The sequence below is a fragment of the Streptomyces alboflavus genome, assembly GCF_000716675.1.
Classification (GTDB): domain Bacteria; phylum Actinomycetota; class Actinomycetes; order Streptomycetales; family Streptomycetaceae; genus Streptomyces; species Streptomyces alboflavus.
The window spans coordinates 72,217-94,029 of the sequence record NZ_JNXT01000029.1; the positions used below are offsets into that span (position 1 = coordinate 72,217).

The window sequence follows — 21,813 nt, forward strand, 5'->3', positions numbered from 1 at the left end:
ACGCCCGTAAGTGTTGCGGTGCGCTTCACTGTGCGTGCTGGCCGAGGGCGAGCACAAGGAGAACAGTGGTGCAGGTGGTCTCGGCGAGTCCTCCGAAGACATCGCCGGTGACGCCGCCGAAGCGCCGCACACAGCGCCGCAGGAGCAGCCCCGCGGCGGCGCAGCCGAGCACGACGGCGGCCGCGTTGTGCGCGATCGCGGGCGCCCCGCCGGGCACTCCCGCCGCACCCGCCGCGGCTGTGACGGCGGCGAGGACGGCCACCGCCGCGGGCGTGGGCACGGTCCCGGCGACGGCTGCGCCGAGTCCCTCGGGCCGGGCCGCGGGGACGCCGGTGCGGGCGGCCAGGGTGAGGGCGAGGCGGGCCGCGGTGGCGGCGACGACAGTGGCGCCGGCGCCGTGCGTCCAGCTCTCGTCGTACAGCTCGGCGAGGGCCGCGACCTGGGCGAGGAGCGTCAGGACGAGCGTGATGACGCCGAACGGGCCGATGTCGGACTGCTTCATGACGCGCAGCGCGTCGTCGGCCGCCTTGCCGCTGCCCAGCCCGTCGGCGGTGTCGGCGAGCCCGTCCAGGTGCAGCCCCCGGGTGGCCGCCGCGGGCACGGCGACGGCGGCGACGGACGCGAGCAGCGGGCTCGCGCCGAGGGCGAGCAGGGCCGACCCCGCCGCGGCCGCGCCGAGCCCCACGACCAGGCCCGCGAGCGGGGCGCACAGCATGCCCGCGCGGGCGGCGTCCCGGTCCCACCTGCGGACGTGGACGGGGATCACGGTGAGCGTCCCGAAGGCGAACCGGAGGCCGTCGGCGGGGGTGGGTCTGGGCATTCGGCGAGGTTACCCGGGGCGGCCGGGCCCGGCAGGAGCGGGCGTGGGCGCCCCGTGACACCGTCGGCCGCCGCCCCACCTGCGAAGGCGGGAGGCGAACCGGAAGATGGGCCCATGGACGACTGGTGGTACCGGAACATCGTGGAGCCGGGGAAGCTGCCGCTGCTGCTCGCGCTGCTCGCCTTCGTGGGCTCGTTCCTGGTCACCAGGACCATCACGCGCCTCATCCGCGCCGGGAAGGGGCCGTTCCGCAACATCAGCACGGGCGACATGCACGTCCACCACGTCGTGCCCGGCATCTTCCTGATGCTGGTGGGCGGCTTCTGGGCGGTCGCCGCCGGGCGGCACAGCTTCGGGTCGATGTGCGCCGCCGTCATCTTCGGCGTGGGCGCGGGCCTGGTCCTGGACGAGTTCGCGCTGATCCTGCACCTGGACGACGTGTACTGGAGCGAGCAGGGCCGCAAGAGCGTGGAGGTCGTGGTCCTCACGACGGCCCTGGTCGTGCTCATCCTGACCGGCTTCAGCCCGCTCGGCGTGAACGAGCTGTCCGCCGACGAGCGCCACGACCGGGTCGCCTTCGCCCTGAACATCACCCTGAACTGCGGCTTCGCCGTGATCGCGCTGGCCAAGGGCAAGCTGCGCACGGCCCTGATCGGGATGGTGGTGCCGTTCGTCGCGCTGGTCGGCGCGGTCCGCCTCGCCCGGCCCGGCTCGGCGTGGGCGCGCAGGTTCTACCGCAACCGGCCGCGCGCCCGGGCCCGCGCGGGCCTGCGCGCGTTCCGCCACGACCGGCGCTGGACGGGCCCGCGGCGCCGCTTTCAGGACCTGATCGGCGGCAAGCCGGACCCCGAGCCGCGCCCCCGCTGACGTCCCCGCCCGCGCACCCGCGCCACCACCTCGACGACCACGGTCGCCACCAGGACCCCGGCGATCGCCGCCAGGTGCTCCTTGCCCGCGAGGTTGTTCTTGACGAGGACCTCGACGACCATCAGGACGATCACCAGGGCCCCCGTGACGTACGCCCGGTAGCGCCAGCACACGTACACCGCGAGCCCCACGACCGCGGCCGAGGGGCCGGTGTCGACCACCTGCGCGTCGGACGCGGGCAGACCGATCCAGTTGTCGGGGCCCAGCTCGATGCCGAGGCGCGCGTACAGGGTGCCGCCGAGCGTGGCCGCGTACCCGATGAGGAGCGTGCGCCACCAGCCGAGGCAGCACTCCGCGATGCCGAAGACCAGCAGGATCTGCGCGAGCGCGCCCCACACCGGCAGGTCGAGTGCGGGCACGAAGAGCGAGAGGGGGGTGCGCAGCAGGGACAGCCACAGCGGGTCCTCGGCCCGGACGCAGCCGACGTTCTGGACGAACTGATAGCCCCAGGACTGGTTCTGGACGTACTGGAACGCCGCCGTCAGACAGACGGCGGCCAGCGTCATGGGGATCGCCCGCCAGCGCCGGGCCACGAGTCTGTCCCGGACCGTGCTGTACAGCGGGCCCCACTCGGCGCGGGCCAGCCGGGTCAGGGTGCTCATCGTCGGGACTCCAGATGTGTGCGGTGCAGCCATTTGGGCAGTCCCGGCGCCTCCAGGAACCCCTCCGCGCGGGCGGCGGCGACGCCGATGCGCAGCAGGTCGCCGCTCTTCTCGAAGAGGAGGAAGCGGGGTTCCCAGATGGGCCGGTACTTGGCGTTGGCGCGGTACAGCGACTCGATCTGCCACCACCGGGAGAAGAAGCTGAGCAGCGAGCGCCACAGCCGGAGCACCGGGCCCGCGCCTAGCCGTGAGCCACGCTCGAAGACCGACCTGAACATCGCGAAGTTCAGTGACACCTGCGTGATCTGGATCTCGGCCGCGCGCTGGAGCAGCTCGATGACCATGAACTCCATCAGGCCGTTCTCGGAGTCCCGGTCCCGCCGCATCAGGTCGAGCGAGAGCCCGTGCGGCCCCCACGGCACGAAGGAGAGCACCGCCCGCAGCGTCCCTTCGCCGTCCCGGCACTCCAGCATCACGCACTCCCCGTCCGCCGGGTCGCCGAGTCGCCCGAGCGCCATGGAGAAGCCCCGCTCGGTGGCGCCGTCGCGCCAGTCGTCGGCGCGCTCCAGGAGGTACGCCATCTCGTCGGCGGGGATGTCGCGGTGGCGCCGGATACGGACCTCGTACCCGGCGCGCTTGACGCGGTTGTAGGCCTGCCGGACGGTCCGCATGGCCCGGCCCTCCAGGGTGAACTCCTGGATCTCCACGATCGCCTCGTCACCCAGCTCCAGGGCGTCGAGGCCGTGCCGGGCGTAGATGGTGCCCGCCTCCTCGCTCGCGCCCATCACGGCCGGGGTCCAGCCGTGCTCGCGGGCCTCGGCGAGCCAGGGCTCGATGGCGCCGGGCCAGGCCTCGGGGTCGCCGATGGGGTCGCCGGAGGCCAGCGAGACGCCGCTGACGACCCGGTACGCGACCGCCGCCTTGCCCGTCGGCGACCACACCACGCTCTTCTCGCGGCGCAGCGCGAAGTAGCCGAGCGAGTCGCGCTCGCCGTGTCGGTCGAGCAGGGCCCGCAGCCGCTCCTCGTCGGCCTCCGACAGCGGGTCGACGGCCCGGCGGGAGCGGAACGCGGCGTACAGGACGGCGCACAGGAGCACCGTGCTCAGGACGTTGATGGCGACGTTGACCCAGCCCGGCGTGGAGATCCCGGCGAACCGGGAGTCGTCGGCGGCCAGCGACACCAGGCGCATCGTGCCGTAGCGCCAGCGGTCGAGGAACGTCGAGCGGTAGTCGTCGTGGGCGTGGTTGGTGACGGTCACGAGGAACGCGGCGAACAGGGACGTCACCAGGAGCCCGCCGACGGCCACGGCCGCCGCGAGCCTGGGGTTCGAGCGGTCGCCGACGGCGTAGAACTCGCGGCGGCCGACGAGGAGCGCGGCGACGAACAGCGCGGTGAGGCCGAGCGAGATCCAGTTCTGCGCGTACTGCCTGATCTCCGGGAAGCACATCGCGAAGGCGAACAGGAGCAGGAACAGGCCGCTCAGAACGAGGTTGAGGATCCAGGCGGCCCGCTTCCTGCGCCGCATGGTGATCGCCAGGAACATCGTGAAGACGCCGGAGGCGAAGCCCGCGGTGAGCAGGTACGGGGTGAAGTAGTTCTCGGTGTTGTGGCGCCGCAGGTCCTGGCCGAGGGAGACCCACACGGCGCTGAGGAAGTTCAGGAACGTCACGGCCCGCAGATACCAGACGGCCACGGCGGCCCCCCGCCGCGAGGCCACCGTGGACGTCCGGAGCCGCTCCTCGCCCGCCCGTTCTTCCCCTGCCCGTGCATCTCCCATGAAACGGGATCTTATGGGGCGTTGTGGTGTGATATGCGGTCAGCGCGACGGGCTGCTGCGGCTGTCGGGGCGCGGCCGGGGGCTGTCGGGCGGCGGCGGGGCTGGTCGGCGGGTGCTGTCGGGGCTACTCGGCGGGTACGTCCGCGGACTTGGCGGTGGGGTCGGTGGACGCTTCGGTCCCGTCGGTCCCGTCGGTCCCGGCGGACTCGCCGGCGGTGTCGGACGCGCCGGTCTCACCGGAGGTGTCGGACGTGCCGGACGCGTCGGATCCCTCGGACTCGGCCTCCGCCACGGGCAGTTCCGCCGACATTGCCGCCGCGGCCCGCACCACCGGCACGGCGAGCAGGGCGCCCACGCCCTCGCCGACCTTCACGCCGTGCGACAGCAGCGGTTCGAGTGCCATCCGGTCCAGGGCCTTGGCCTGCGCGGGCTCCCCGCTGTCGTGCGCCGCGAGCCACCAGTCCGGCGCCCGGAACGCCACCCGCTGGGCCACGAGCGCCGCCGCCGCCGACACGACCCCGTCGAGGATCACCGGGGTGCGCCGCACCGCGCACTGCAACAGGAACCCCGTCATCGCGGCCACGTCGGCCCCGCCCACCGTCGCGAGCAGTTCCAGCTGGTCGCCGAGGACGGGTCGGGCCCGCCGCAGCGCGTCCCGCACGGCGGCGCACTTGCGCATCCACGCGAGGTCGTCGATCGGCGCCCCGCCCCGGCCGGTGACGACGGAGGCGTCCGTGCCGCAGAGCGCGGCGATGAGCGTGGCCGCGGGCGTCGTACCGCCGACGCTGATGTCGCCGAGCACGATCAGGTCCGTGCCGGAGTCGGCCTCCTCGTCGGCCAGCGCGATGCCCGCCGCGACGGCCCGCTCGGCCTCCTCCTGCGTGAGGGCGTCCTCGATGTCGACGCGTCCGGAGCCGCGGCGCACCCGGTGCCCGGCGACCTCGGCGGGCAGCGTCTGCGGGTCGCAGTCCAGGGCCATGTCGACGACCCGCACGGGTACGTCGAGCTGGCGCGCGAGCACGGCCGCGGGGCTCGCGCCGGAGAGGACGGCACGCACGAGGTCGGCCGCGCCGCCGGCCGCGCGCGCGGAGACGCCGAGCTCGGCCACTCCGTGATCGCCCGCGAACAGCACCGCGCGGGGCCGCTCGATCGGCTTGACCGGCACCGCGCCCTGCGCCGCCGACAGCCACTCGGCGAGGTCGTCCAGGCGGCCCAGCGCGCCGGGCGGCAGGGCCTGGCGCTCCCTGCGCTCTTCGGCGTCACGGCGCACCCCGCCGTCGGGCCGCTCGATCAGGTCGGTGAAGTCGTCGAGAATCAGCGAGCTCATTCGGCGAACAGTACCGGCGGGGCGCGACGCGCGCGCGGACGGGCCCGGCGGCCCGGACCACGGCCGACGCGCGCGTGACGCATCGTCAGCGGGTCCGGACGCCCGCAGCGTCGACCGGCCCTCGCCACCTGGCTCGGCGGCCTCCGCCTGGCTCGGCGGCCTCCGCCTGGCTCGGCGGCCGGTTCCGGGCGCGCGCCGCGACGGGCGGCCTTGGGCGTTCCGGCGGTCGGCCGGGTTCTGGTGCCTGACTCGGTGGCGGGTTGTGGTGCGTCTGTCGGGGCGGTTGGTTCTTGGTGTGTGGTCCGGTGGTGCGGTGCGGGCGTCCGCGCCGCGTTGGTGCTGGGCGTTCCGCTTGTGGGCCGGGTCCCGACACCCGGCTCGGTGGCGGGTTGTGGTGCGCCTGCTCGGTCGGCTGGTTCTTGGTACGTGGCCCGGCGGCCGGTTCCGCGCGCCCGGCTGTCGGCCGGTCCTCGGCGCCCGGCCCGCAGGTCGGTCCCGGGCACCGCTCGGTCGGCCGGTCACCCGGCGTCAGCCCGTCGGCAGGTCCCTGGCCGCCGCGGCGGTCGGTCCTGGCGATCCGCGGCGGCAGCGGCCCGTCCCCGGCGTTCGCACGGCCGCCTGCCTCCAGGCCCTCGCCTGTGCGCCGGTCCGGGCCCCCGCCCGTCAGCAAGTCCGGGCCCCGCCATCAGCAGGTCCGGCCCCGCCAGTCCCCAGTTCCCAGTCCACCAGCCCCCAGTCCACCAGCCCCCCCGCCCGACCACCGACCCCGGCACGCCCCCACCCGGTCGCCGGACCCGGCCCTCGCCCACCACCCGGTTACGCCATGCGACGCAAGCGCGCCCCAGCGTCGTTGAATCCCCGCAACGCGTCCCTTACGTTCCGAATGTCCCGCATGTATCGCATGGTCGTACCGCCGGCCGTCCCTCCGGCGCGCTGCCGCCCCGCGCGAGCGTCCCGCGGGCCGGAAGCATCCGGGAGTACGTCATGGACCTCGCCCAGCAGACCGCCGAAGGCCGCTCCGCCTGCCTCGCCCGCCTCGCCGAAGGCACCGCCCGGTTCCACGAACCGCGCCGCGACGACTGCCCCTGGTGCGGCTCGACCCGCCTGCGCGTGCGGCTGCGCACCGCCGACCTGATCCAGCGCAAGCCGGGCGGCTTCACCCTGGAGCGCTGCGACGACTGCGCCCACACCTTCCAGAACCCCCGCCTCACCGCCGAGGGCCTGGACTTCTACCGCCTGGGCTCGGCCCGCCACGACCTCGGCCACCGGGACTTCTGGCGCCAGGACCTGTGCCACGGGCTCGACGGCGGCGCCCCGGCGCTGCTCGCGCGGGCCGGGTCGGGCCGCACCCGGCGGCTCGCCGGGGTCCGCGCGCTGAGCCGCATCGACGAGCCCGAGAGCTGGCTCGACGTGGGCACGGGCCGGGCCCGCTTCCCGGGCGCCGCCAGGGACGTGCTGCCGTACACGGCCTTCGACGGCCTCGACACCGACCCGGGCCTCGCGCAGGGCGTCCGGCGCGGCCGCATCGAGGAGGCCCACCACGGCCGCCTCACCGACCTGGCGGAGGACCTCGCCGGACGCTACGACGTGCTCAGCATGGTCCACTACCTGCAACGCCGCCCCGACCCCCGCGCGGAACTCGCCGCGGCCCGCACGGTGTTGCGCCCCGGCGGGCACCTGCTGATCGAGGCCCCGGACCCCGAGTGCCGCTCGGCCCGGCTGCTCGGCAAGTGGTGGGCCTCCTACCGCCAGCCGCGCCACCCGCACTTCGTGCCCCTCGCCAACCTGTGCCGGGAACTGGACGAGCTCGGCTTCACCGTCGTCGACGTCGACCGCCGCACCCCGCACGTCCCGTCCGACCTGACCACGGCCTGCGCCCTCGCCCTCAACCGCCTGCTGCCCGAGGCGGACGCCCCCTGGCACCCCCGCCCCCCGAGCCCCCTGCGCCGACGCCTGCGCCGCACGGCCTGGCAGACGGCCATCCCCCTGCTGGCCCTCGCGTACGCGGCCGACCTGCTGCTCGCGCCCCTGCTGACGCGCACCGGGGGCGGGAACGCGTACAGGGTGATCGCACGCCGGGAGCCGGAGGCGTGAGGGGGCCGGGGCGTCCGCCGCGTGGCCCCTGCCCGCACCCGCCCCGCTCAGCCCCGCAGGGCCACCGCCTGCCCCGCCACCACCAGCAGCACATGCTCGCACTCGGACGCGAACGCGGCGTTGAGGCGGCCGAGTTCGTCGCGGTAGCGGCGGCCCGACGCCGTCGCGGGCACGATGCCCGAGCCGACCTCGTTGGAGACCGCGACGACGACCCGGCGGGTGGCGCGTACCGCGTCCGTGAGTTCCGTGACCCGCTTGCGCAGCGACCGCTCGCCGCCGCTCGACCACTCGGCGTCGTCCCAGGCGCTGACCTCGTCCATCGCGTGCGTCAGCCACAGCGACAGGCAGTCGACGAGCAGTGGTGGCCCCGGTTCCGTGAGCAGCGGTACGAGATCGCAGGTCTCCGTGGTCCGCCAGGAACCGGGACGCCGCTCGCGGTGCGCCCGCACCCGCTCCGCCCACTCGCCGTCCCCGCCCCGGGTGCCGCCCGTGGCGACGTACAGCACATCGGGAAAAGCCTCCAGGCGCCGCTCCGCCTCGACGGACTTCCCCGAGCGGGCCCCGCCCAGGATCAGGGTGCGGCGCGGCACGTCGGGCACGTCCTCGTAGGCGCCGACGGTCAGCGTCGTGCCGTCCGGCACGGCCCGCGCCCCGGCCGCGGCGAGCCGCCGCGTCAGCTCCGCCCCGGCGGGCGCCCCGTGCCCGATGTGGACGGCCACGACGTCCGTCGTCGGGGTGACGCCCCCGGCCGCGCGCAGCCGGGCCAGGACGTCCGGGCGGCCGACGATGTCCGCGACGACCATCTCGTACGCGACCTGCTCCGCGGGGAAACCGGCGGGCGCGGCGCCCGGCGGCAGGTACAGCAGCCGGTCGCCGTCGGGCCCGGTCACCTCGTAGCCGGTGCCGGGCGCGTCCGTCGCCACCGCCCGCACCCGGTGCCCGGTGAGCAGCGCGAGCTCCCGCCCGTCCGGCACCCGCCCCGGCTGCGGAAGCCCGGCGGGCACCTCCACAGCGGGCCCTTCGTGCGGGTGGGAGAGCAGCACCTGGCGCACCCCGCCGAGGGTGTGCCCCGCGCGGGCGGCCGCGAAGGCGGCGCCGGGCGTGAGGTCGAGCAGCAGGACGCCGTCGACGAGCAGCGCCGTGGTGGCCCGGGCCGCGTCGCCGAGGGCGGTCGCGCACACGGCGCAGGGGCAGCCGGGATACGGCAGCCCTTCGGGGGCTCCGGTGCCGAGCAGTGTCAGTTCCACAGGAAGATCCTCCCGCGTCGCCCCCGGCGCCGCGCGCCCGGCTAGGCTTCAAGCGGCTCCGGCTCCCGCTCCTGGCGGCTGCCGGGACACCCACTGGACCTCGGGAGGCTGACATGGCGGCATGGACGTGGCGGTTCGAGAAGGCGGACGGGACGGAGGTCCAGCCTGCCGTGCAGCCCGAGGAGTTCACCACCCAGGGAGACGCGGAGACCTGGCTCGGTGAGCACTGGAAAGAGCTGAGCGAGGGCGGCGCGGACCAGGTGACCCTCTTCGAGGACACCTCGGAGATCTACGGCCCGATGAGCCTGCACGCCCAGGACGCGGGCAGCGCCCAGGGTTCCTGAACCCCGGCGGCCCCGGACCTCGGCGGGGGCGGTGCGAGCGCGCCGCCCCCTTCCGCCGTACGGCTGCTACATCTCGCCGAGCGTGACCTCGGCCGTCCGCTCGGCACCGTCGCGCACGTACGTCACCCGCTCCTTGGCGCCCGGCTCGACCGCCGCCAGGGACTCGGACAGCGAGGTGATGGTGGTGATGGGGGTGCCGCCGAGGTCGGTGATGATGTCACCGGCCTCCAGGCCCGCCTTCGCCGCGGCGCCGTCGTCCTGCACCTCGACGATCGCGACGCCCGCGGGGCGGTAGTCGTCGCCGAGCACGGTGCGCGCGGTGATGCCGAGGGCGGCCCGGCCCGAGTCGGTGACCCTGCCGTTCTTCACGATCTGGTCCGCCACGGTCCTGACCATGGACGAGGGGATCGCGAAGCCGATGCCGGGGGCCGCCCCGTCGCCCATGTCCGGGTCGGTCGCGGCGAGCGTCGGGATGCCGACGACCTGGCCGTCGAGGTCGACGAGGGCGCCGCCGCTGTTGCCCGGGTTGATCGCGGCCGACGTCTGCACCATGTTGCCGATCGTCGCGCCGGTCCCGCCGCCGTCCCGGCCCTCGCTGACCGTACGTCCGGTCGCCGAGACGATGCCCTGGGTGACGCTCGACGACAGGCCGAGCGGCGAGCCCATCGCCAGCACGATCGTGCCGACCTCGATCTTCGTGGAGTCCCCGAACCTCGCGGCCTTCAGCCCGCTCGGCACCTTGTCCAGCTTGATCACGGCGAGGTCCTGCTCCGGGTACGCCGACACCAGCTTCGCCGCGAGCGGCTGCTCGCCGGTGGCCGTGGTCACCCGGAACGTCTTCTCCTCGCCCACGACATGGGCGTTGGTGACGATGTGCCCCAAGCCGTCGTAGACCACCCCGGAGCCGAGGCTGTCGGACGCGTCGATCTGGACGACCGACGGCAGCACGTCCTTGATCACCTTCTGGTAGTCGTCCTGCAGGTCGCTCGCGGCGGCGGGCGCCGCCTGCGTGGTCGACCGGTCCGGCCGGTCCGCCCGGTCGCCGTCCCCGCCACCACCGCCGGAACACCCGGCGACGAGGACGACCAGAACGGCGGTGACGGGAAGGGCCGGGAACAACGGGACGCGGGTACGCGGCAGTCTCATAGCCCGAGTCTCGGCGCCGCCCCGCGCCCCCGTCCTGCGGGAAGCGTCCGAACAGGGGGCCGCCCGAACGGGGCGGGCCGCCGCCGCCAGGGCCGCCGCCGTCAGGGGCGCCGCACGGACCGCGACGCCCCGGGGCACGTACCTCGTTACGAGGCGTCAGTCCCGCCCGCCGCACAGGTGCAGCATCGTCGCCACCCGCCGGTAGGGATCCGTGCGCCCGGCCCGGGTCTCGGCGGAGAGCAGGGCCTCCAGGTCGGGTCCCGCGGCCGGTATGTCGGTGGCCTCGGAGAACACCCGCACGCCGTACCAGGCGACCAGCGGCGCCGCGATGCCCGCGAGGGACTGCCCGACGGCGTCCAGGCGATGAGCCCGGACCTCCGCGCCGCTCTCGTCGCGGTAGGTGTCGGAGCCGAAGGCGGCGAGCGCGCCGGCCCAGTCCGCCCGCAGCCCGGGGCGCATGGCCAGGGCGTCGGCGTTGCGCACCACCAGGGACAGCAGGCCGCCGGGCGCGAGCACCCGGCCGAGCCCGGCGAGCAGCGCGTCCGGCTCGTCGACGTGCATCAGGCCGCCGTGGCACAGCACGACGTCGAAGCTGCCGGGCAGGAAGTGCACGCCGGTGTCCCGCGCGTCGCCCTCGACGACACGCATCCGCGACCGAATGCCCTCCGGCTCCGCGGCCACCACCGCGCGCACGGCGGCGAGCGCGTCCGCGTCCTGCTCGACGCCCGTCACCTCGTGCCCGCCGCGGGCGAGACGCAGCGCCTGCGCCCCGCGGCCCATCCCGACGTCGAGCACGCGCAGTCGCTTGCCCAGCGGGAACCGCGCCACTATCCGCTCGTCGAGCTGGCGGCCGACCAGTTCGTTCCGGACGGCCTCGCCCGGGCCAGGGCTCGCGCCCCGGTCCTCGCTCAGGACCGGCCCCCGCGCTTGCCCTGCGGCTTCGGCAGCCGCAGTCGGCGCATCTGGAGGCTGCGCATCAGGGCGTACGCGACGGCGCCCTTCTTGTTCTCGTCCGGGAAGCGCTCGTTCAGGCGCTTCTTCAGCCGGATCACCGTGGCGACGGAGTCGACCACGATCAGGACGATCACGAAGAGCCACAGGAGCAGCGCGATGTTCTGCAGCTGCGGGACGCGGACCATGCTCAGGACGAGGATGATCACGGCCATCGGCAGGAAGAACTCGGCGACGCAGAACCGCGAGTCCACGAACTCACGTGCGTACTTGCGCACCGGACCCTTGTCACGCGCGGGCAGATACCGCTCGTCGCCGCTGGCCAGCGCCTCGCGCTGCTTGGCCATCGCGGCGCGGCGCTCGTCGCGCTGGCGCTTGGCTGCCTCCTTGCGCGTCGTCGGCGTGTTCATCACGCTGCGGCGCTGGGACTGGGCCAGGGCACGCTTGGGGGTGGGGCGGCCCTTGGGGGCCTGCGGGTCACGGGGCTCGGACGAAGAGTCGGTCACCGGGGCCTTGGCTGCCGGGGCCTTCTCGTCCTTGGATCGGCTACGGAACACAAAGCCCAAGGGTACGGGGTTCCGGGGAATGGACCGCAGTCCCGTGGGGAACGATCCCGCAACACCGGACGTCTTGATTATGTGGCTAAGGGGCCTTGCGGGGCGGTTTCCCAGGGGCGCACCTACTCCTTGCGCCGGAGAGTCGGGCAGAGCAGTCGTCCTTGGGGATGAGCGCATCCGCTCGCGAACAGTGCGGTAATGGATACAGACCCCGTACCGTGGGTTCTGTTGCAGTAGCTGGAGCTGGAAGTCCGTCAGAAGGGGGCGCGCGAAGCCCATGAGCGGTGTCATGAAGCGTATGGGGATGATCTTCCGCGCGAAGGCGAACAAGGCCCTTGACCGGGCCGAGGACCCGCGCGAAACCCTCGATTATTCGTACCAGAAGCAGCTGGAGCTGCTGCAGAAGGTGCGCCGCGGCGTCGCCGACGTGGCGACCTCCCGCAAGCGCCTCGAGCTGCAGCTGAACCAGCTCCAGAAGCAGTCCTCCACCCTGGAGGACCAGGGCCGCAAGGCCCTCGCGCTCGGCCGTGAGGACCTGGCCCGCGAGGCCCTGTCCCGCCGCGCCGCCCTCCAGCAGCAGGTCAGCGACCTGGAGGTGCAGCACCAGACGCTGCAGGGCGAGGAGGAGAAGCTCACTCTCGCGGCCCAGCGCCTCCAGGCCAAGGTGGACGCCTTCCGCACGAAGAAGGAGACCATCAAGGCGACCTACACCGCCGCCGAGGCCCAGACCCGGATCGGCGAGGCCTTCTCCGGCATCTCCGAGGAGATGGGCGATGTGGGCATGGCGATCCAGCGCGCCGAGGACAAGACCGCGACGCTCCAGGCGCGGGCCGGCGCGATCGACGAACTTCTCGCCTCCGGCGCCCTCGACGACTCCTCCGGCCTGGCCAAGGACGACATCCAGTCCGAGCTGGACCGGCTCTCCGGTGGTACGGATGTAGAGCTGGAGCTGCAGCGCATGAAGGCCGAGCTGGCCGGCGGCTCCAGCACGTCGCAGCAGGCCATCGAGGGCGGTCAGGGCCAGAGCCAGCAGGCGCAGCCGCGGGACACCCCGCGCTTCGACAAGCAGTAGTCGCTCCGGCCACGACCGAACCGCGCACGTCCGAGGAGGGCGTCATGATCGTACGGATCATGGGGGAGGGACAGGTGAAGCTGGCCGACAGCCACTTCACCGAGTTGAACAAGCTGGACGACGAGCTGCTCGAGGAGATGGAGAGCGGCGACGAGTCCGGCTTCCGCAGGACGCTGCACGCGCTCCTGGACAAGGTGCGCGAGCTGGGCGAGCCCCTGCCCGACGACGCCCTGGAGCCGTCCGAGCTGATCCTCCCCGCGCCCGACGCGACCCTCGACGAGGTCCGCGCCATGCTCTCCGACGACGGACTCATCCCGGGCTAGCCCCGGGGTGGCCGGAGGGCAGGCGGGGCCGGGCCCGGCCAGGCGCGTCAAGGGGACGCGTCAACGCCCGTCCAGGGAACCCCCTTTCCGTTCCCTCCGTCTGAGCGGCGCCGTACCGTTTAGTACGTGACCAACTTCGAACGGTGCCGCGGCTGGGCCAGAACGCACCCGTTGGCCGTCGACGCGATCCTTGCCGCCGTCGCCCTCTTCTGCATGGTCATCGGCTCCTTCGCCGAGCCCTATGGAGAGCACGGCTCCACCTGGAACGTCCACGCCCCGGGCAATCTGAGCCTCACCCTCATGGGAGCGGGCGCCGCCACCCTGGTCTTCCGCCGCCGCGCCCCCTGGACCGTGCTCGCGGCCAGCTGCGCCCTCTCCATCGTGGAGCTGGTGACCAGCGGCCCGCGCGCCCCCGTCGTGATGTGCGCCGTCATCGCCCTGTACACGGTCGCCGCCACCACCAACCGCCCCACCACCTGGCGCATCGGCCTGGTCACCATGGCGGGCCTCACCGGCGTCGCCATGCTGGCGGGCCCGCTGCCCTGGTACGCCCAGGAGAACCTGGGCATCTTCGCCTGGACCGGCATGGCCGCGGCCGCCGGTGACGCCGTCCGCAGCCGCCGCGCCTTCATCGACGCCATCAGGGAGCGGGCCGAGCGCGCCGAACGCACCCGCGAGGAGGAGGCCAGGCGCCGGGTCGCGGAGGAGCGGCTGCGCATCGCCCGCGATCTGCACGACGTGGTGGCCCACCACATCGCCCTGGTCAACGTGCAGGCCGGGGTCGCCGCCCACGTCATGGACAAACGGCCCGACCAGGCCAAGGAGGCCCTCGCGCACGTCCGCGACGCCAGCCGCTCCGCGCTCGGCGAACTGCGCGCCACCGTCGGCCTGTTGCGCCAGACCGGCGACCCGGAGGCCCCCACCGAACCGGCCCCCGGCCTCGGCCGCCTCGACGACCTCGTCGACACCTTCCGCAACGCGGGCCTGCCCGTGGACGTGGCCCGCGGCGACGCCGACCTGTCGCCCCCGGCCGCCGTCGACCTGGCCGCGTACCGGATCATCCAGGAAGCCCTCACCAATGTGCAGAAGCACGCGGGGGAGCACGCCAAGGCGGAGGTCAGCGTCGTGCGCGTGGGGCCGAACCTGGAGATCACCGTCCTGGACGACGGCGCCGGTGAGGACGCCCAGGCCGCCGACGACCCGGACCGCGGCGGCGGGCACGGCCTCATCGGCATGCGCGAGCGCGTGAGTGCCCTCGGCGGGAGGTGCAGCGCGGGGCCCCGCTACGGAGGTGGTTTCCGGGTACATGCGATCCTTCCCGTCACCACCGCGAAACAGGGCGACCGGGGGCAGACCCCGGTCAAGGGAGGGACTACCGCGTGACGATCCGGGTGCTGCTCGCCGATGACCAGGCGCTGTTGCGCAGCGCGTTCAAGGTCCTCGTCGACTCCGAGCCCGACATGGAGGTCGTCGGCGAGGCGTCCGACGGCGCGCAGGCGGTACGGCTCGCGAAGTCCGAGGCGGCCGACGTCGTCCTGATGGACATCCGCATGCCCGGCACCGACGGCCTGGCCGCGACCCGGATGATCAGCGGCGATCCGGCGATGTCCCACGTACGTGTGGTGATGCTGACCACCTTCGAGGTCGACGAGTACGTCGTGCAGTCGCTGCGGGCGGGGGCGTCGGGCTTCCTGGGCAAGGGCGCGGAGCCGGACGAGCTGCTCGGCGCCATCCGGATCGCGGCGGCGGGCGAGGCGCTGCTCTCGCCCACGGCGACCAAGGGCCTGATCGCCCGGTTCCTCGCGCAGGGCGAGGGCTCCGACGGGGACGCGCCCGCCCGCAGCGAGCGCCTGGACGCGCTCACCGGACGGGAGCGCGAGGTCCTGGTGCAGGTCGCGGGCGGCCACTCGAACGACGAGATCGCCGAACGCCTGGAGGTCAGCCCGCTCACGGTGAAGACCCATGTGAACCGCGCGATGGCCAAGCTCGGCGCCCGCGACCGGGCCCAACTCGTCGTCATCGCCTACGAGTCGGGCCTGGTCCGGCCGCGGGGCGACTGAGCTACGGCAGCGCCAGCATCCGCTCCAGGGCGAGCTTCGCGAACTGCTCGGTCTCGCGGTCGACCTCGATGCGGTTGACGAGCTTGCCGTCGGCGAGGGACTCCAGGGTCCACACCAGGTGCGGCAGGTCGATGCGGTTCATGGTCGAGCAGAAGCAGACCGTCTTGTCGAGGAAGACGATCTCCTTGTCCTCGGCGGCGAAGCGGTTCGCGAGCCGCCGCACGAGGTTCAGCTCGGTGCCTATCGCCCACTTCGACCCGGCCGGGGCCGACTCCAGGGTCTTGATGATGTGCTCGGTCGAGCCCACGTAGTCGGCCGCGGCCACGACCTCGTGCTTGCACTCCGGGTGGACGAGCACGTTCACGCCGGGGATGCGGGCCCGCACGTCCTCGACCGACTCCAGCGAGAAGCGCCCGTGCACCGAGCAGTGCCCGCGCCACAGGATCATCTTCGCGTTCCGCAGCTGCTCGGCGGTCAGGCCGCCGTTCGGCTTGTGCGGGTTGTAGACGACGCAGTCCTCCAGGGACATGCCCATGTCGCGCACGGCGGTGTTGCGGCCGAGGTGCTGGTCGGGCAGGAAGAGCACCTGCTCGCCCTGCTCGAAGGCCCACTCCAGGGCGCGCTTGGCGTTCGACGACGTACAGATCGTGCCGCCGTGCTTGCCCGTGAACGCCTTGATGTCGGCCGAGGAGTTCATGTACGAGACGGGCACGACCCGCTCGGCGATGCCGGCCTCGGTCAGCGCGTCCCAGCACTCGGCGACCTGCTCGGCCGTCGCCATGTCGGCCATCGAACAGCCCGCGGCCAGGTCGGGGAGCACGACCTTCTGCTCGTCGCCGGTCAGGATGTCCGCGGACTCGGCCATGAAGTGCACACCGCAGAAGACGATGTACTCGGCCTCCGGGCGGGCGGCCGCGTCCTTGGCCAGCTTGAAGGAGTCGCCGGTGACGTCGGCGAACTGGATGACCTCGTCGCGCTGGTAGTGGTGGCCGAGCACGAAGACCTTGTCGCCGAGCCGCTCCTTGGCGGCGCGGGCGCGCTCCACCAGGCCGGGGTCCGAGGGCGAGGGCAGATCGCCGGGGCACTCCACGCCGCGCTCGCTCCGGGGGTCGGCCTCGCGGCCGAGCAGCAGCAGGGCGAGCGGGGTCGGCTGTACGTCGAGCTCGGAGCGGTCCACGGTGGTCTGGGCGGTGGTCACGACACACACCCTTTCTTCTGTGATGGTCGCGGCCGGGGCCGGGACCGAAGTGGGCCGGAGGTCGGCACCACGGATCCTTTTCGTCGAATTGACACTATCTATCATAACTGCTTCACGTCAGTTTGACGATGGCCATAGTGTCGATGTGACGCATCCCCCGTGCGGCCCCGTGTGCGAGCATGGGAATGAACACGCCGCTCCGCCGGTTGCAACCGTCGGCAAGCAGTCTCCGTACAACCCGGGAGAGAAGCAGATGTCCGTATCGGACGAGACCACCACCGTGAGCGACGGCATCCTCCTGTCCGACGCCGCCGCGGAGAAGGTCAAGGCCCTCCTTGACCAGGAAGGCCGGGACGACTTGGCGCTGCGCGTGGCCGTTCAGCCCGGTGGCTGCTCGGGCCTGCGGTACCAGCTCTTCTTCGACGAGCGCTCGCTGGACGGCGACGTCGTCAAGGAGTTCGGCAGTGTGAAGGTCGTCACCGACCGCATGAGCGCTCCGTACCTGGGCGGTGCCTCCATCGACTTCGTCGACACCATCGAGAAGCAGGGCTTCACGATCGACAACCCGAACGCCACCGGCTCCTGCGCCTGCGGCGACTCGTTCAGCTGAGCCGGTCCGCGTCCGCCTCGCGCGGGCGGTGACCAGGCAGAGCGTACGAAGGCGGCGGCTCCCTTCCAGGGGAGCCGCCGCCTTCGTCGTGCCCGGCCTTCGTCCTGCCTGGCGCGGGCGCTACTTCTGGGGTGCCGGAGTTCCCTTGCGCATGCCGTCGTCGCGCGGCACCGCCTTGCCGCCCTCGGTCACGACCTTCCGGTCGCCGAGCGGCGCGTCCAGCTTCACCGACAGGACGTAGGACCGCGCCATCGCGACGCACACCGTGCCCTTCTTCGTGGTCGAGGTGACCTCCACCTCGACCTGCCCGCCGCGCTCCTTCGCCGAGGCCGCGAACGTGCTGCACACCCCGTCCGTGAAGTGCAGGGTCAGGGTCCGGCCCGCCGTGCTGTAGCCCTCGACCTTCACGTCCTCGGTCAGGGTGTCCGGGTCACCGGGCCGCACGGTCGGCCCCTCAGGAGGGCCGACGGTGCCGGAATCGCCCGGCGCCCGCAGGTACTTCGGGTCCACCGCGGGGTGCGTCACCGTGTAGGCCTCCGGCGCGCCCGCGGGCTTCACCTCGAACAGCCACGACGGCACGAGCGCGGTCCACCCGTCCACGAACTGCGCCGCGAGCCCGAACTCGGCGTCCTCGACCGCGATCGGCTGCGGTGCCGGCGGCTTGGGGGAGGGCGGGCACGGGGCGTTCTTGCCGGGGGCGGGCTCGCCCGGCGCCACGCCGTCGGCGCCCTGGCCCTTGGGCGCGTCGGCGCCCTTGTCCTCGTCCTTGTTCTTGTCCTTGGACGCGTCGTCGCCGTCCCCGTGCGGCACTGGCCGCGCACAGCCGCCGATGCCCCCGCGCCCGTCGCCCCGGCCGGACTTGTTCAGCAGGTCGAGCGCCTTGCCCGCGCCCACGACGGGGTACGTCGCCCCCTTCTCCGGCTCGGTCAGGTGCCCGCTGCCGCCGACCACTTGGCCGTCGGCGCCGACCTGGACGCCCGTCGACCAGCCGTACGTCGGCAGGCCGCCCACCTCCGGGTCGGCGTTCACCACCCGCACCGCCCCCATGAGCTGGCGCGCGTCGAGCTTCGCGTCGTCCAGGCCGACGGCCTTCAGGACGGGGGCGGCCGCCTTCTTCGCGGCGGCCTCGCTGACGGCGCCGCCGGAGTCGTCGGCCGGGCGGCGGTCGGGAGCCCCGGTGCTCGTACCCGCGTCGGAGCCGGTACCCGGACACCGCTTGCCCTTCAGGCAGTTGTCGCCGCCCGGGGTCGCGTGCCGGGTGTACGTCCAGGTGCCGGGCGCCGCCTTGCTCACCCGCAGCGAGGGGCCCGCGCCGTCGTTCGAGGGGCCGATCCACCAGGCGTCGTCGCGGGTGAGCGGGGTGCCGGAGATGCCGAGGGCCTTGGCGAGCCGGTCCACCCGGTCGCGCGGGACGTCGCCGCGCACCTGGTGCACGGCCGCCGATTCCGGCCCGTCGGGCAGCTCGCCCACGGCCTTGTACGTCGCGCCGTTCGGGTCGGGCTCGCCCGGCGCGATGCCTTCGGTGCTGCCGTCGGGGCCCTGGCTGCTCCGGCCGTCGCGGTCGCCGGTGTACGCGTCGAGGGTGAGCGGCGGCGGCGCGCCACCGTCACCCGTCGCCGAGTCGCGGCCGTCGTCGCCGTCGGACGACACGGTCGCCAGATACGCCCCGCCGCCGCCCGCGAGCAGCACCGCGGCCGCGACCGAGGCGACCAGCAGCGGGGACCGCCGCCGTTGTCCGTCCTGCGTCTGCTCGCTGCTCACCGCATCGCTCCTTAGAACGCCGAGCCGTCCCTGGTCGCAGAAACCCCACCCATGAGGTTTCGGCGTACATCGCATCCCCTCTGAAGGGGACAGCGGTGGGACGCGGCGGGGGAGCGCACGGTTCCCTCAGCGCGCGCCGGGGAGGCGCGGCCGGTGTCGGGGCCCCGGCCCCGGTCTCAGTTGCCGTACTCCGGCATCCGGTCGATGACGCGGGCGGACGCGGCCGGGACTGTGACCCCGTGGATCAGCGACGGCGGCACCGGCGCGGCCGCCACGGCGGGCACCACCCAGTGCGGGGCCATGCGGGCGCAGTCGCCGCGCAGCGTCTCCAGGGTCTCGGCGCGCGGCACCTCCACGGCTTCGGCGGAGTGCTGCGGAACGCTGTGCTTCGGGATGACGGCCATAACGGAACCGTATGCACCGCTACGGCGAAGAAGAAAGACCTACTATTGGGTATTTTTGGCCAGTTCTATGTTGGGTGTTCGACCGGATAGCGTTAACCGTCAACCCCTCGCCTCGCCGCAGGAGCTTCTCGCCGTGCGAATCGCAGTCACCGGCTCCATCGCCACCGACCACCTCATGACCTTCCCCGGCCGCTTCGCCGACCAGCTGGTCGCGGATCAGCTGCACACGGTCTCCCTCTCCTTCCTGGTCGATGCCCTAGACGTCCGCCGCGGCGGCGTCGCCGCGAACATCTGCTTCGGTATGGGCCAGCTCGGCACCGGCCCCGTCATCGTCGGCGCCGCCGGCGCCGACTTCGACGAGTACCGCGCCTGGCTCGACCGGCACGGGGTGGACACCGCCTCGGTCCGTATCTCCGAGACCCTGCACACCGCCCGCTTCGTGTGCACCACGGACGCCGACCACAACCAGATCGGCTCCTTCTACACCGGCGCGATGAGCGAGGCCCGCCTCATCGAGCTGAAGACGGTCGCCGACCGCGTCGGCGGCCTCGACCTGGTCCTGATCGGCGCCGACGACCCGGAGGCGATGCTCCGCCACACCGAGGAGTGCCGCACCCGCCGGATCCCGTTCGCCGCGGACTTCTCCCAGCAGATCGCCCGCATGAGCGGCGACGACATCCGCACCCTCCTGGAGGGCGCGACCTACCTCTTCTCCAACGAGTACGAGAAGGGGCTCATCGAGTCCAAGACCGGCTGGACCGACGCCGAGATCCTCGCCAAGGTCGGCCACCGCGTGACCACCCTCGGCGCGAACGGCGTGCGCATCGAGGCCGTCGGCGAGGACCCGATCGAGGTCGGCGTGCCCGAGGAGAAGGCCAAGGCCGACCCGACGGGCGTCGGCGACGCCTTCCGCGCCGGCTTCCTCTCCGGCCTGGCCTGGGGCGTCTCGCACGAGCGCGCCGCCCAGGTCGGCTGCATGCTCGCCACCCTGGTGATCGAGACCACCGGCACCCAGGAGTACGAGCTGCAGCGCGTCCAGTTCATGGAGCGCTTCACCAAGCAGTACGGCGACGAGGCCGCCGCCGAGGTCAAGGTCCACCTGCCGTGACCTGCCGCCGGGTGCGCGGCGCCGACCGGCACCCCGCACCCGGCACCCCGGCTCACACCAGCCGCCGCACCTCGTAGGCCACCCCGTCCGCCCGCTCCCGCGCCCCGACGTACTCCTGCTCCTGCGTCCAGCACCACGCCGGGATGTCCACGGCCGCGACCTCGTCGTCCGACAGGACGGTGACCGTGCCGCCGACCCGGACCCGGGGCAGCGCCTTCGCCAGCTCGATCACGGGCAGCGGGCAGCGCTCGCCCAGGGCGTCGACGGTCAGCTCGTCCAGGGTGCCCGCCGCGGTGACACCGACCGGCGCGCCCAGCTTCTCGCGCACCCCGGCCACGGCGCCCGGCAGCACCTCCAGGAACCGCTCGACCTCGGCGTCCTCGGTGCCCGGCGGCAGCGACACCCGCACATTGCCCTCGCTCACCACACCCATGGCCGTGAGCACATGGCTCGGCGTCAGCGTGCTGCTCGTACAGGACGAGCCGGACGACACCGAGAAGCCGGCCCGGTCCAGCTCGTGCAGCAGACTCTCCCCGTCGACATAGAGACAGGAGAAGGTGACGAGGTGGGGCAGGCGCCGCACCGGATCGCCGACCACCTCCACATCCGGCACAAGATCGGGCACCCGCGCCCGGATCCGCTCCGTCAGCTCCCGCAGCCGCGCCGCCTCCGCCACCGCCTCGGCCCGCACCGCCCGCAGCGCCGCCGCGGCCGCCACGATCGCCGGAATGTTCTCGAAGCCGGGGGAGCGCCCCGACTCCCGCTCGTCCACCGGCCCCCGCGGCGCGAACCGCACCCCCTTGCGCACCACGAGCAGCCCCACCCCGGCGGGCCCGCCCCACTTGTGCGCACTCGCGGCGAGCAGCGACCAGTCGCCGTCCACCGCGCCCCACGGCAGCGACTGCGCGGCGTCCACGAGCAGCGGCACCCCGGCCGCCCGGCAGACCTCGGCGACCTCGGCCACCGGCTGCTCGGTGCCGACCTCGTGATTGGCGGACTGCAGACACGCCAGCGCCGTGTCCGCGCGCAGCGCCTCCGCGTACGCCGCCGCCGTCACCGCGCCCGCCCGGTCCACGCCGACCTCGGTGACCGCCCCGCCCGCCGCCTCGTGCGCCGCGGCCGAATGGAGTACGGCCGAGTGTTCGACGGCAGACGCCACCAGATGCCGTCCCACCCGACGCCGTCCGGCGAGGGCTCCCGCGATGCCGTCGTGCAGCGCCCGGGTCCCCGATGGAGTGAACACCAGCTCGTCCGCCCGGCACCCCACGGCCTCGGCGGCGGCCTCCCGCGCCGCGTCGAGCAGCATCCGGGCCCGCCGCCCCTCCCGGTACAACCGCGCCGGATCGGCCCACCCCTCGTCCAGGGAGGCCAGCAGCGCCTGCCGGGCTACGGGATGAAGAGGAGCAGCGGAGGCAACGTCGAAGTAGGACACGGGCCAAAGCTAAACGTTCCGGCGGATGCCGTGCCCCGTAAGGGGCGCGGGG

The 21,813-nt window shown here is 73.6% G+C and carries 21 protein-coding genes; 9 read left to right on the forward strand and 12 right to left on the reverse strand.

The window, feature by feature from the left end; all coding sequences use genetic code 11:
• Window positions 1–25: 25 nt before the first annotated feature.
• Complete coding sequence (locus OO63_RS22305) at window positions 26–820, reverse strand: adenosylcobinamide-GDP ribazoletransferase (protein ID WP_030360926.1); 795 nt, start codon at window positions 818–820, stop codon at window positions 26–28.
• Between the two features lie 114 nt (window positions 821–934).
• Here OO63_RS22305 and OO63_RS22310 point away from each other — a divergent pair, with 114 nt between their 5' ends.
• Window positions 935–1,687 (forward strand): hypothetical protein, encoded by a 753-nt coding sequence (locus OO63_RS22310; protein ID WP_030360925.1) that lies wholly within the window; start codon window positions 935–937, stop codon window positions 1,685–1,687.
• On the opposite strand, the gene OO63_RS46370 is transcribed toward OO63_RS22310, so the two are convergent.
• The 3 genes from OO63_RS46370 to cobT form a co-directional block, all read right to left on the reverse strand.
• Window positions 1,639–2,349, reverse strand: coding sequence for a hypothetical protein (locus OO63_RS46370; protein ID WP_030360924.1), 711 nt, complete (start codon window positions 2,347–2,349; stop codon window positions 1,639–1,641). The genes OO63_RS22310 and OO63_RS46370 overlap by 49 nt on opposite strands.
• Window positions 2,346–4,127 (reverse strand): phosphatidylglycerol lysyltransferase domain-containing protein, encoded by a 1,782-nt coding sequence (locus OO63_RS22320; RefSeq protein ID WP_030360923.1) that lies wholly within the window; start codon window positions 4,125–4,127, stop codon window positions 2,346–2,348. Before OO63_RS22320 ends, OO63_RS46370 begins: the two co-directional genes overlap by 4 nt.
• 124 nt (window positions 4,128–4,251) lie before the next feature.
• Window positions 4,252–5,454, reverse strand: a complete 1,203-nt coding sequence (cobT, locus tag OO63_RS22325; protein ID WP_051811089.1) for a nicotinate-nucleotide--dimethylbenzimidazole phosphoribosyltransferase — start codon at window positions 5,452–5,454, stop codon at window positions 4,252–4,254.
• 984 nt (window positions 5,455–6,438) lie between these two features.
• Between cobT and OO63_RS22330 the strand changes: the two genes are divergently transcribed.
• Window positions 6,439–7,548 carry a class I SAM-dependent methyltransferase gene (locus OO63_RS22330; protein WP_030360921.1) on the forward strand — a complete coding sequence of 370 codons (1,110 nt, stop codon included), beginning with the start codon at window positions 6,439–6,441 and terminating at the stop codon, window positions 7,546–7,548.
• Between the two features lie 47 nt (window positions 7,549–7,595).
• On the opposite strand, the gene OO63_RS22335 is transcribed toward OO63_RS22330, so the two are convergent.
• Window positions 7,596–8,795: a bifunctional adenosylcobinamide kinase/adenosylcobinamide-phosphate guanylyltransferase gene (locus OO63_RS22335; RefSeq protein ID WP_030360920.1), complete on the reverse strand. Its 1,200-nt coding sequence runs from the start codon at window positions 8,793–8,795 to the stop codon at window positions 7,596–7,598.
• A gap of 113 nt (window positions 8,796–8,908) precedes the next feature.
• On the opposite strand from OO63_RS22335, the gene OO63_RS22340 reads away from it, so the two are divergent.
• Window positions 8,909–9,139, forward strand: a complete 231-nt coding sequence (locus tag OO63_RS22340; protein ID WP_030360919.1) for a hypothetical protein — start codon at window positions 8,909–8,911, stop codon at window positions 9,137–9,139.
• A gap of 66 nt (window positions 9,140–9,205) precedes the next feature.
• Here the strand turns inward: OO63_RS22340 and OO63_RS22345 are convergent, their stop codons facing one another.
• From OO63_RS22345 to OO63_RS22355, 3 genes are all read right to left on the reverse strand, one after another.
• The gene (locus tag OO63_RS22345) at window positions 9,206–10,285 is read right to left on the reverse strand and encodes a S1C family serine protease (protein WP_030360918.1); all 1,080 of its coding nucleotides are present in this window, start codon (window positions 10,283–10,285) and stop codon (window positions 9,206–9,208) included.
• Window positions 10,286–10,441: 156 nt separating this feature from the next.
• Window positions 10,442–11,197 (reverse strand): class I SAM-dependent methyltransferase, encoded by a 756-nt coding sequence (locus OO63_RS22350; RefSeq protein WP_397622224.1) that lies wholly within the window; start codon window positions 11,195–11,197, stop codon window positions 10,442–10,444.
• The gene (locus OO63_RS22355; protein WP_030360916.1) at window positions 11,194–11,793 is read right to left on the reverse strand and encodes a DUF3043 domain-containing protein; all 600 of its coding nucleotides are present in this window, start codon (window positions 11,791–11,793) and stop codon (window positions 11,194–11,196) included. The genes OO63_RS22350 and OO63_RS22355 overlap by 4 nt, the downstream gene beginning before the upstream one ends.
• Window positions 11,794–12,070: 277 nt before the next feature.
• Between OO63_RS22355 and OO63_RS22360 the strand changes: the two genes are divergently transcribed.
• From OO63_RS22360 to OO63_RS22375, 4 genes are all read left to right on the forward strand, one after another.
• A complete protein-coding gene (locus OO63_RS22360; protein WP_078619292.1) occupies window positions 12,071–12,865 on the forward strand; it encodes a PspA/IM30 family protein in 795 nt (264 codons plus the stop codon).
• A gap of 44 nt (window positions 12,866–12,909) precedes the next feature.
• The gene (pspAA, locus tag OO63_RS22365) at window positions 12,910–13,188 is read left to right on the forward strand and encodes a PspA-associated protein PspAA (protein ID WP_030360914.1); all 279 of its coding nucleotides are present in this window, start codon (window positions 12,910–12,912) and stop codon (window positions 13,186–13,188) included.
• Window positions 13,189–13,314: 126 nt separating this feature from the next.
• Window positions 13,315–14,571 carry a sensor histidine kinase gene (locus OO63_RS22370; RefSeq protein ID WP_051811090.1) on the forward strand — a complete coding sequence of 419 codons (1,257 nt, stop codon included), beginning with the start codon at window positions 13,315–13,317 and terminating at the stop codon, window positions 14,569–14,571.
• Window positions 14,568–15,248, forward strand: a complete 681-nt coding sequence (locus OO63_RS22375; protein WP_030360912.1) for a response regulator — start codon at window positions 14,568–14,570, stop codon at window positions 15,246–15,248. Before OO63_RS22370 ends, OO63_RS22375 begins: the two co-directional genes overlap by 4 nt.
• Before the next feature lies 1 nt (window position 15,249).
• On the opposite strand, the gene nadA is transcribed toward OO63_RS22375, so the two are convergent.
• Window positions 15,250–16,446, reverse strand: coding sequence for a quinolinate synthase NadA (gene nadA, locus OO63_RS22380; RefSeq protein WP_030360911.1), 1,197 nt, complete (start codon window positions 16,444–16,446; stop codon window positions 15,250–15,252).
• A gap of 253 nt (window positions 16,447–16,699) precedes the next feature.
• Between nadA and OO63_RS22385 the strand changes: the two genes are divergently transcribed.
• Window positions 16,700–17,056, forward strand: coding sequence for a HesB/IscA family protein (locus OO63_RS22385; RefSeq protein ID WP_030360910.1), 357 nt, complete (start codon window positions 16,700–16,702; stop codon window positions 17,054–17,056).
• Between the two features lie 120 nt (window positions 17,057–17,176).
• On the opposite strand, the gene OO63_RS22390 is transcribed toward OO63_RS22385, so the two are convergent.
• On the reverse strand, window positions 17,177–18,817 hold the full coding sequence (locus tag OO63_RS22390) for a hypothetical protein (protein WP_031192685.1): 1,641 nt from the start codon (window positions 18,815–18,817) through the stop codon (window positions 17,177–17,179).
• A gap of 176 nt (window positions 18,818–18,993) precedes the next feature.
• Complete coding sequence (locus tag OO63_RS22395; RefSeq protein WP_234311322.1) at window positions 18,994–19,221, reverse strand: hypothetical protein; 228 nt, start codon at window positions 19,219–19,221, stop codon at window positions 18,994–18,996.
• 133 nt (window positions 19,222–19,354) lie between these two features.
• Here OO63_RS22395 and OO63_RS22400 point away from each other — a divergent pair, with 133 nt between their 5' ends.
• Window positions 19,355–20,329 carry a carbohydrate kinase family protein gene (locus OO63_RS22400; RefSeq protein WP_030360907.1) on the forward strand — a complete coding sequence of 325 codons (975 nt, stop codon included), beginning with the start codon at window positions 19,355–19,357 and terminating at the stop codon, window positions 20,327–20,329.
• 52 nt (window positions 20,330–20,381) lie between these two features.
• Here the strand turns inward: OO63_RS22400 and OO63_RS22405 are convergent, their stop codons facing one another.
• Window positions 20,382–21,761 (reverse strand): cysteine desulfurase/sulfurtransferase TusA family protein, encoded by a 1,380-nt coding sequence (locus OO63_RS22405; protein WP_030360906.1) that lies wholly within the window; start codon window positions 21,759–21,761, stop codon window positions 20,382–20,384.
• Between the last annotated feature and the right edge of the window lie 52 nt (window positions 21,762–21,813).

Coding starts and splice junctions, on each gene's coding strand:
- OO63_RS22395 (WP_234311322.1), bottom strand. CDS start 19,221: ATGGCCGTCATCCCGAAGCACAGCGTTCCGCAGCACTCCGCCGAAGCC.
- OO63_RS22345 (WP_030360918.1), bottom strand. CDS start 10,285: ATGAGACTGCCGCGTACCCGCGTCCCGTTGTTCCCGGCCCTTCCCGTC.
- OO63_RS22320 (WP_030360923.1), bottom strand. CDS start 4,127: ATGGGAGATGCACGGGCAGGGGAAGAACGGGCGGGCGAGGAGCGGCTC.
- OO63_RS22305 (WP_030360926.1), bottom strand. CDS start 820: ATGCCCAGACCCACCCCCGCCGACGGCCTCCGGTTCGCCTTCGGGACG.
- cobT (WP_051811089.1), bottom strand. CDS start 5,454: ATGAGCTCGCTGATTCTCGACGACTTCACCGACCTGATCGAGCGGCCC.
- OO63_RS22360 (WP_078619292.1), top strand. CDS start 12,071: ATGAGCGGTGTCATGAAGCGTATGGGGATGATCTTCCGCGCGAAGGCG.
- OO63_RS46370 (WP_030360924.1), bottom strand. CDS start 2,349: ATGAGCACCCTGACCCGGCTGGCCCGCGCCGAGTGGGGCCCGCTGTAC.
- OO63_RS22340 (WP_030360919.1), top strand. CDS start 8,909: ATGGCGGCATGGACGTGGCGGTTCGAGAAGGCGGACGGGACGGAGGTC.
- pspAA (WP_030360914.1), top strand. CDS start 12,910: ATGATCGTACGGATCATGGGGGAGGGACAGGTGAAGCTGGCCGACAGC.
- OO63_RS22310 (WP_030360925.1), top strand. CDS start 935: ATGGACGACTGGTGGTACCGGAACATCGTGGAGCCGGGGAAGCTGCCG.
- OO63_RS22330 (WP_030360921.1), top strand. CDS start 6,439: ATGGACCTCGCCCAGCAGACCGCCGAAGGCCGCTCCGCCTGCCTCGCC.
- OO63_RS22385 (WP_030360910.1), top strand. CDS start 16,700: ATGTCCGTATCGGACGAGACCACCACCGTGAGCGACGGCATCCTCCTG.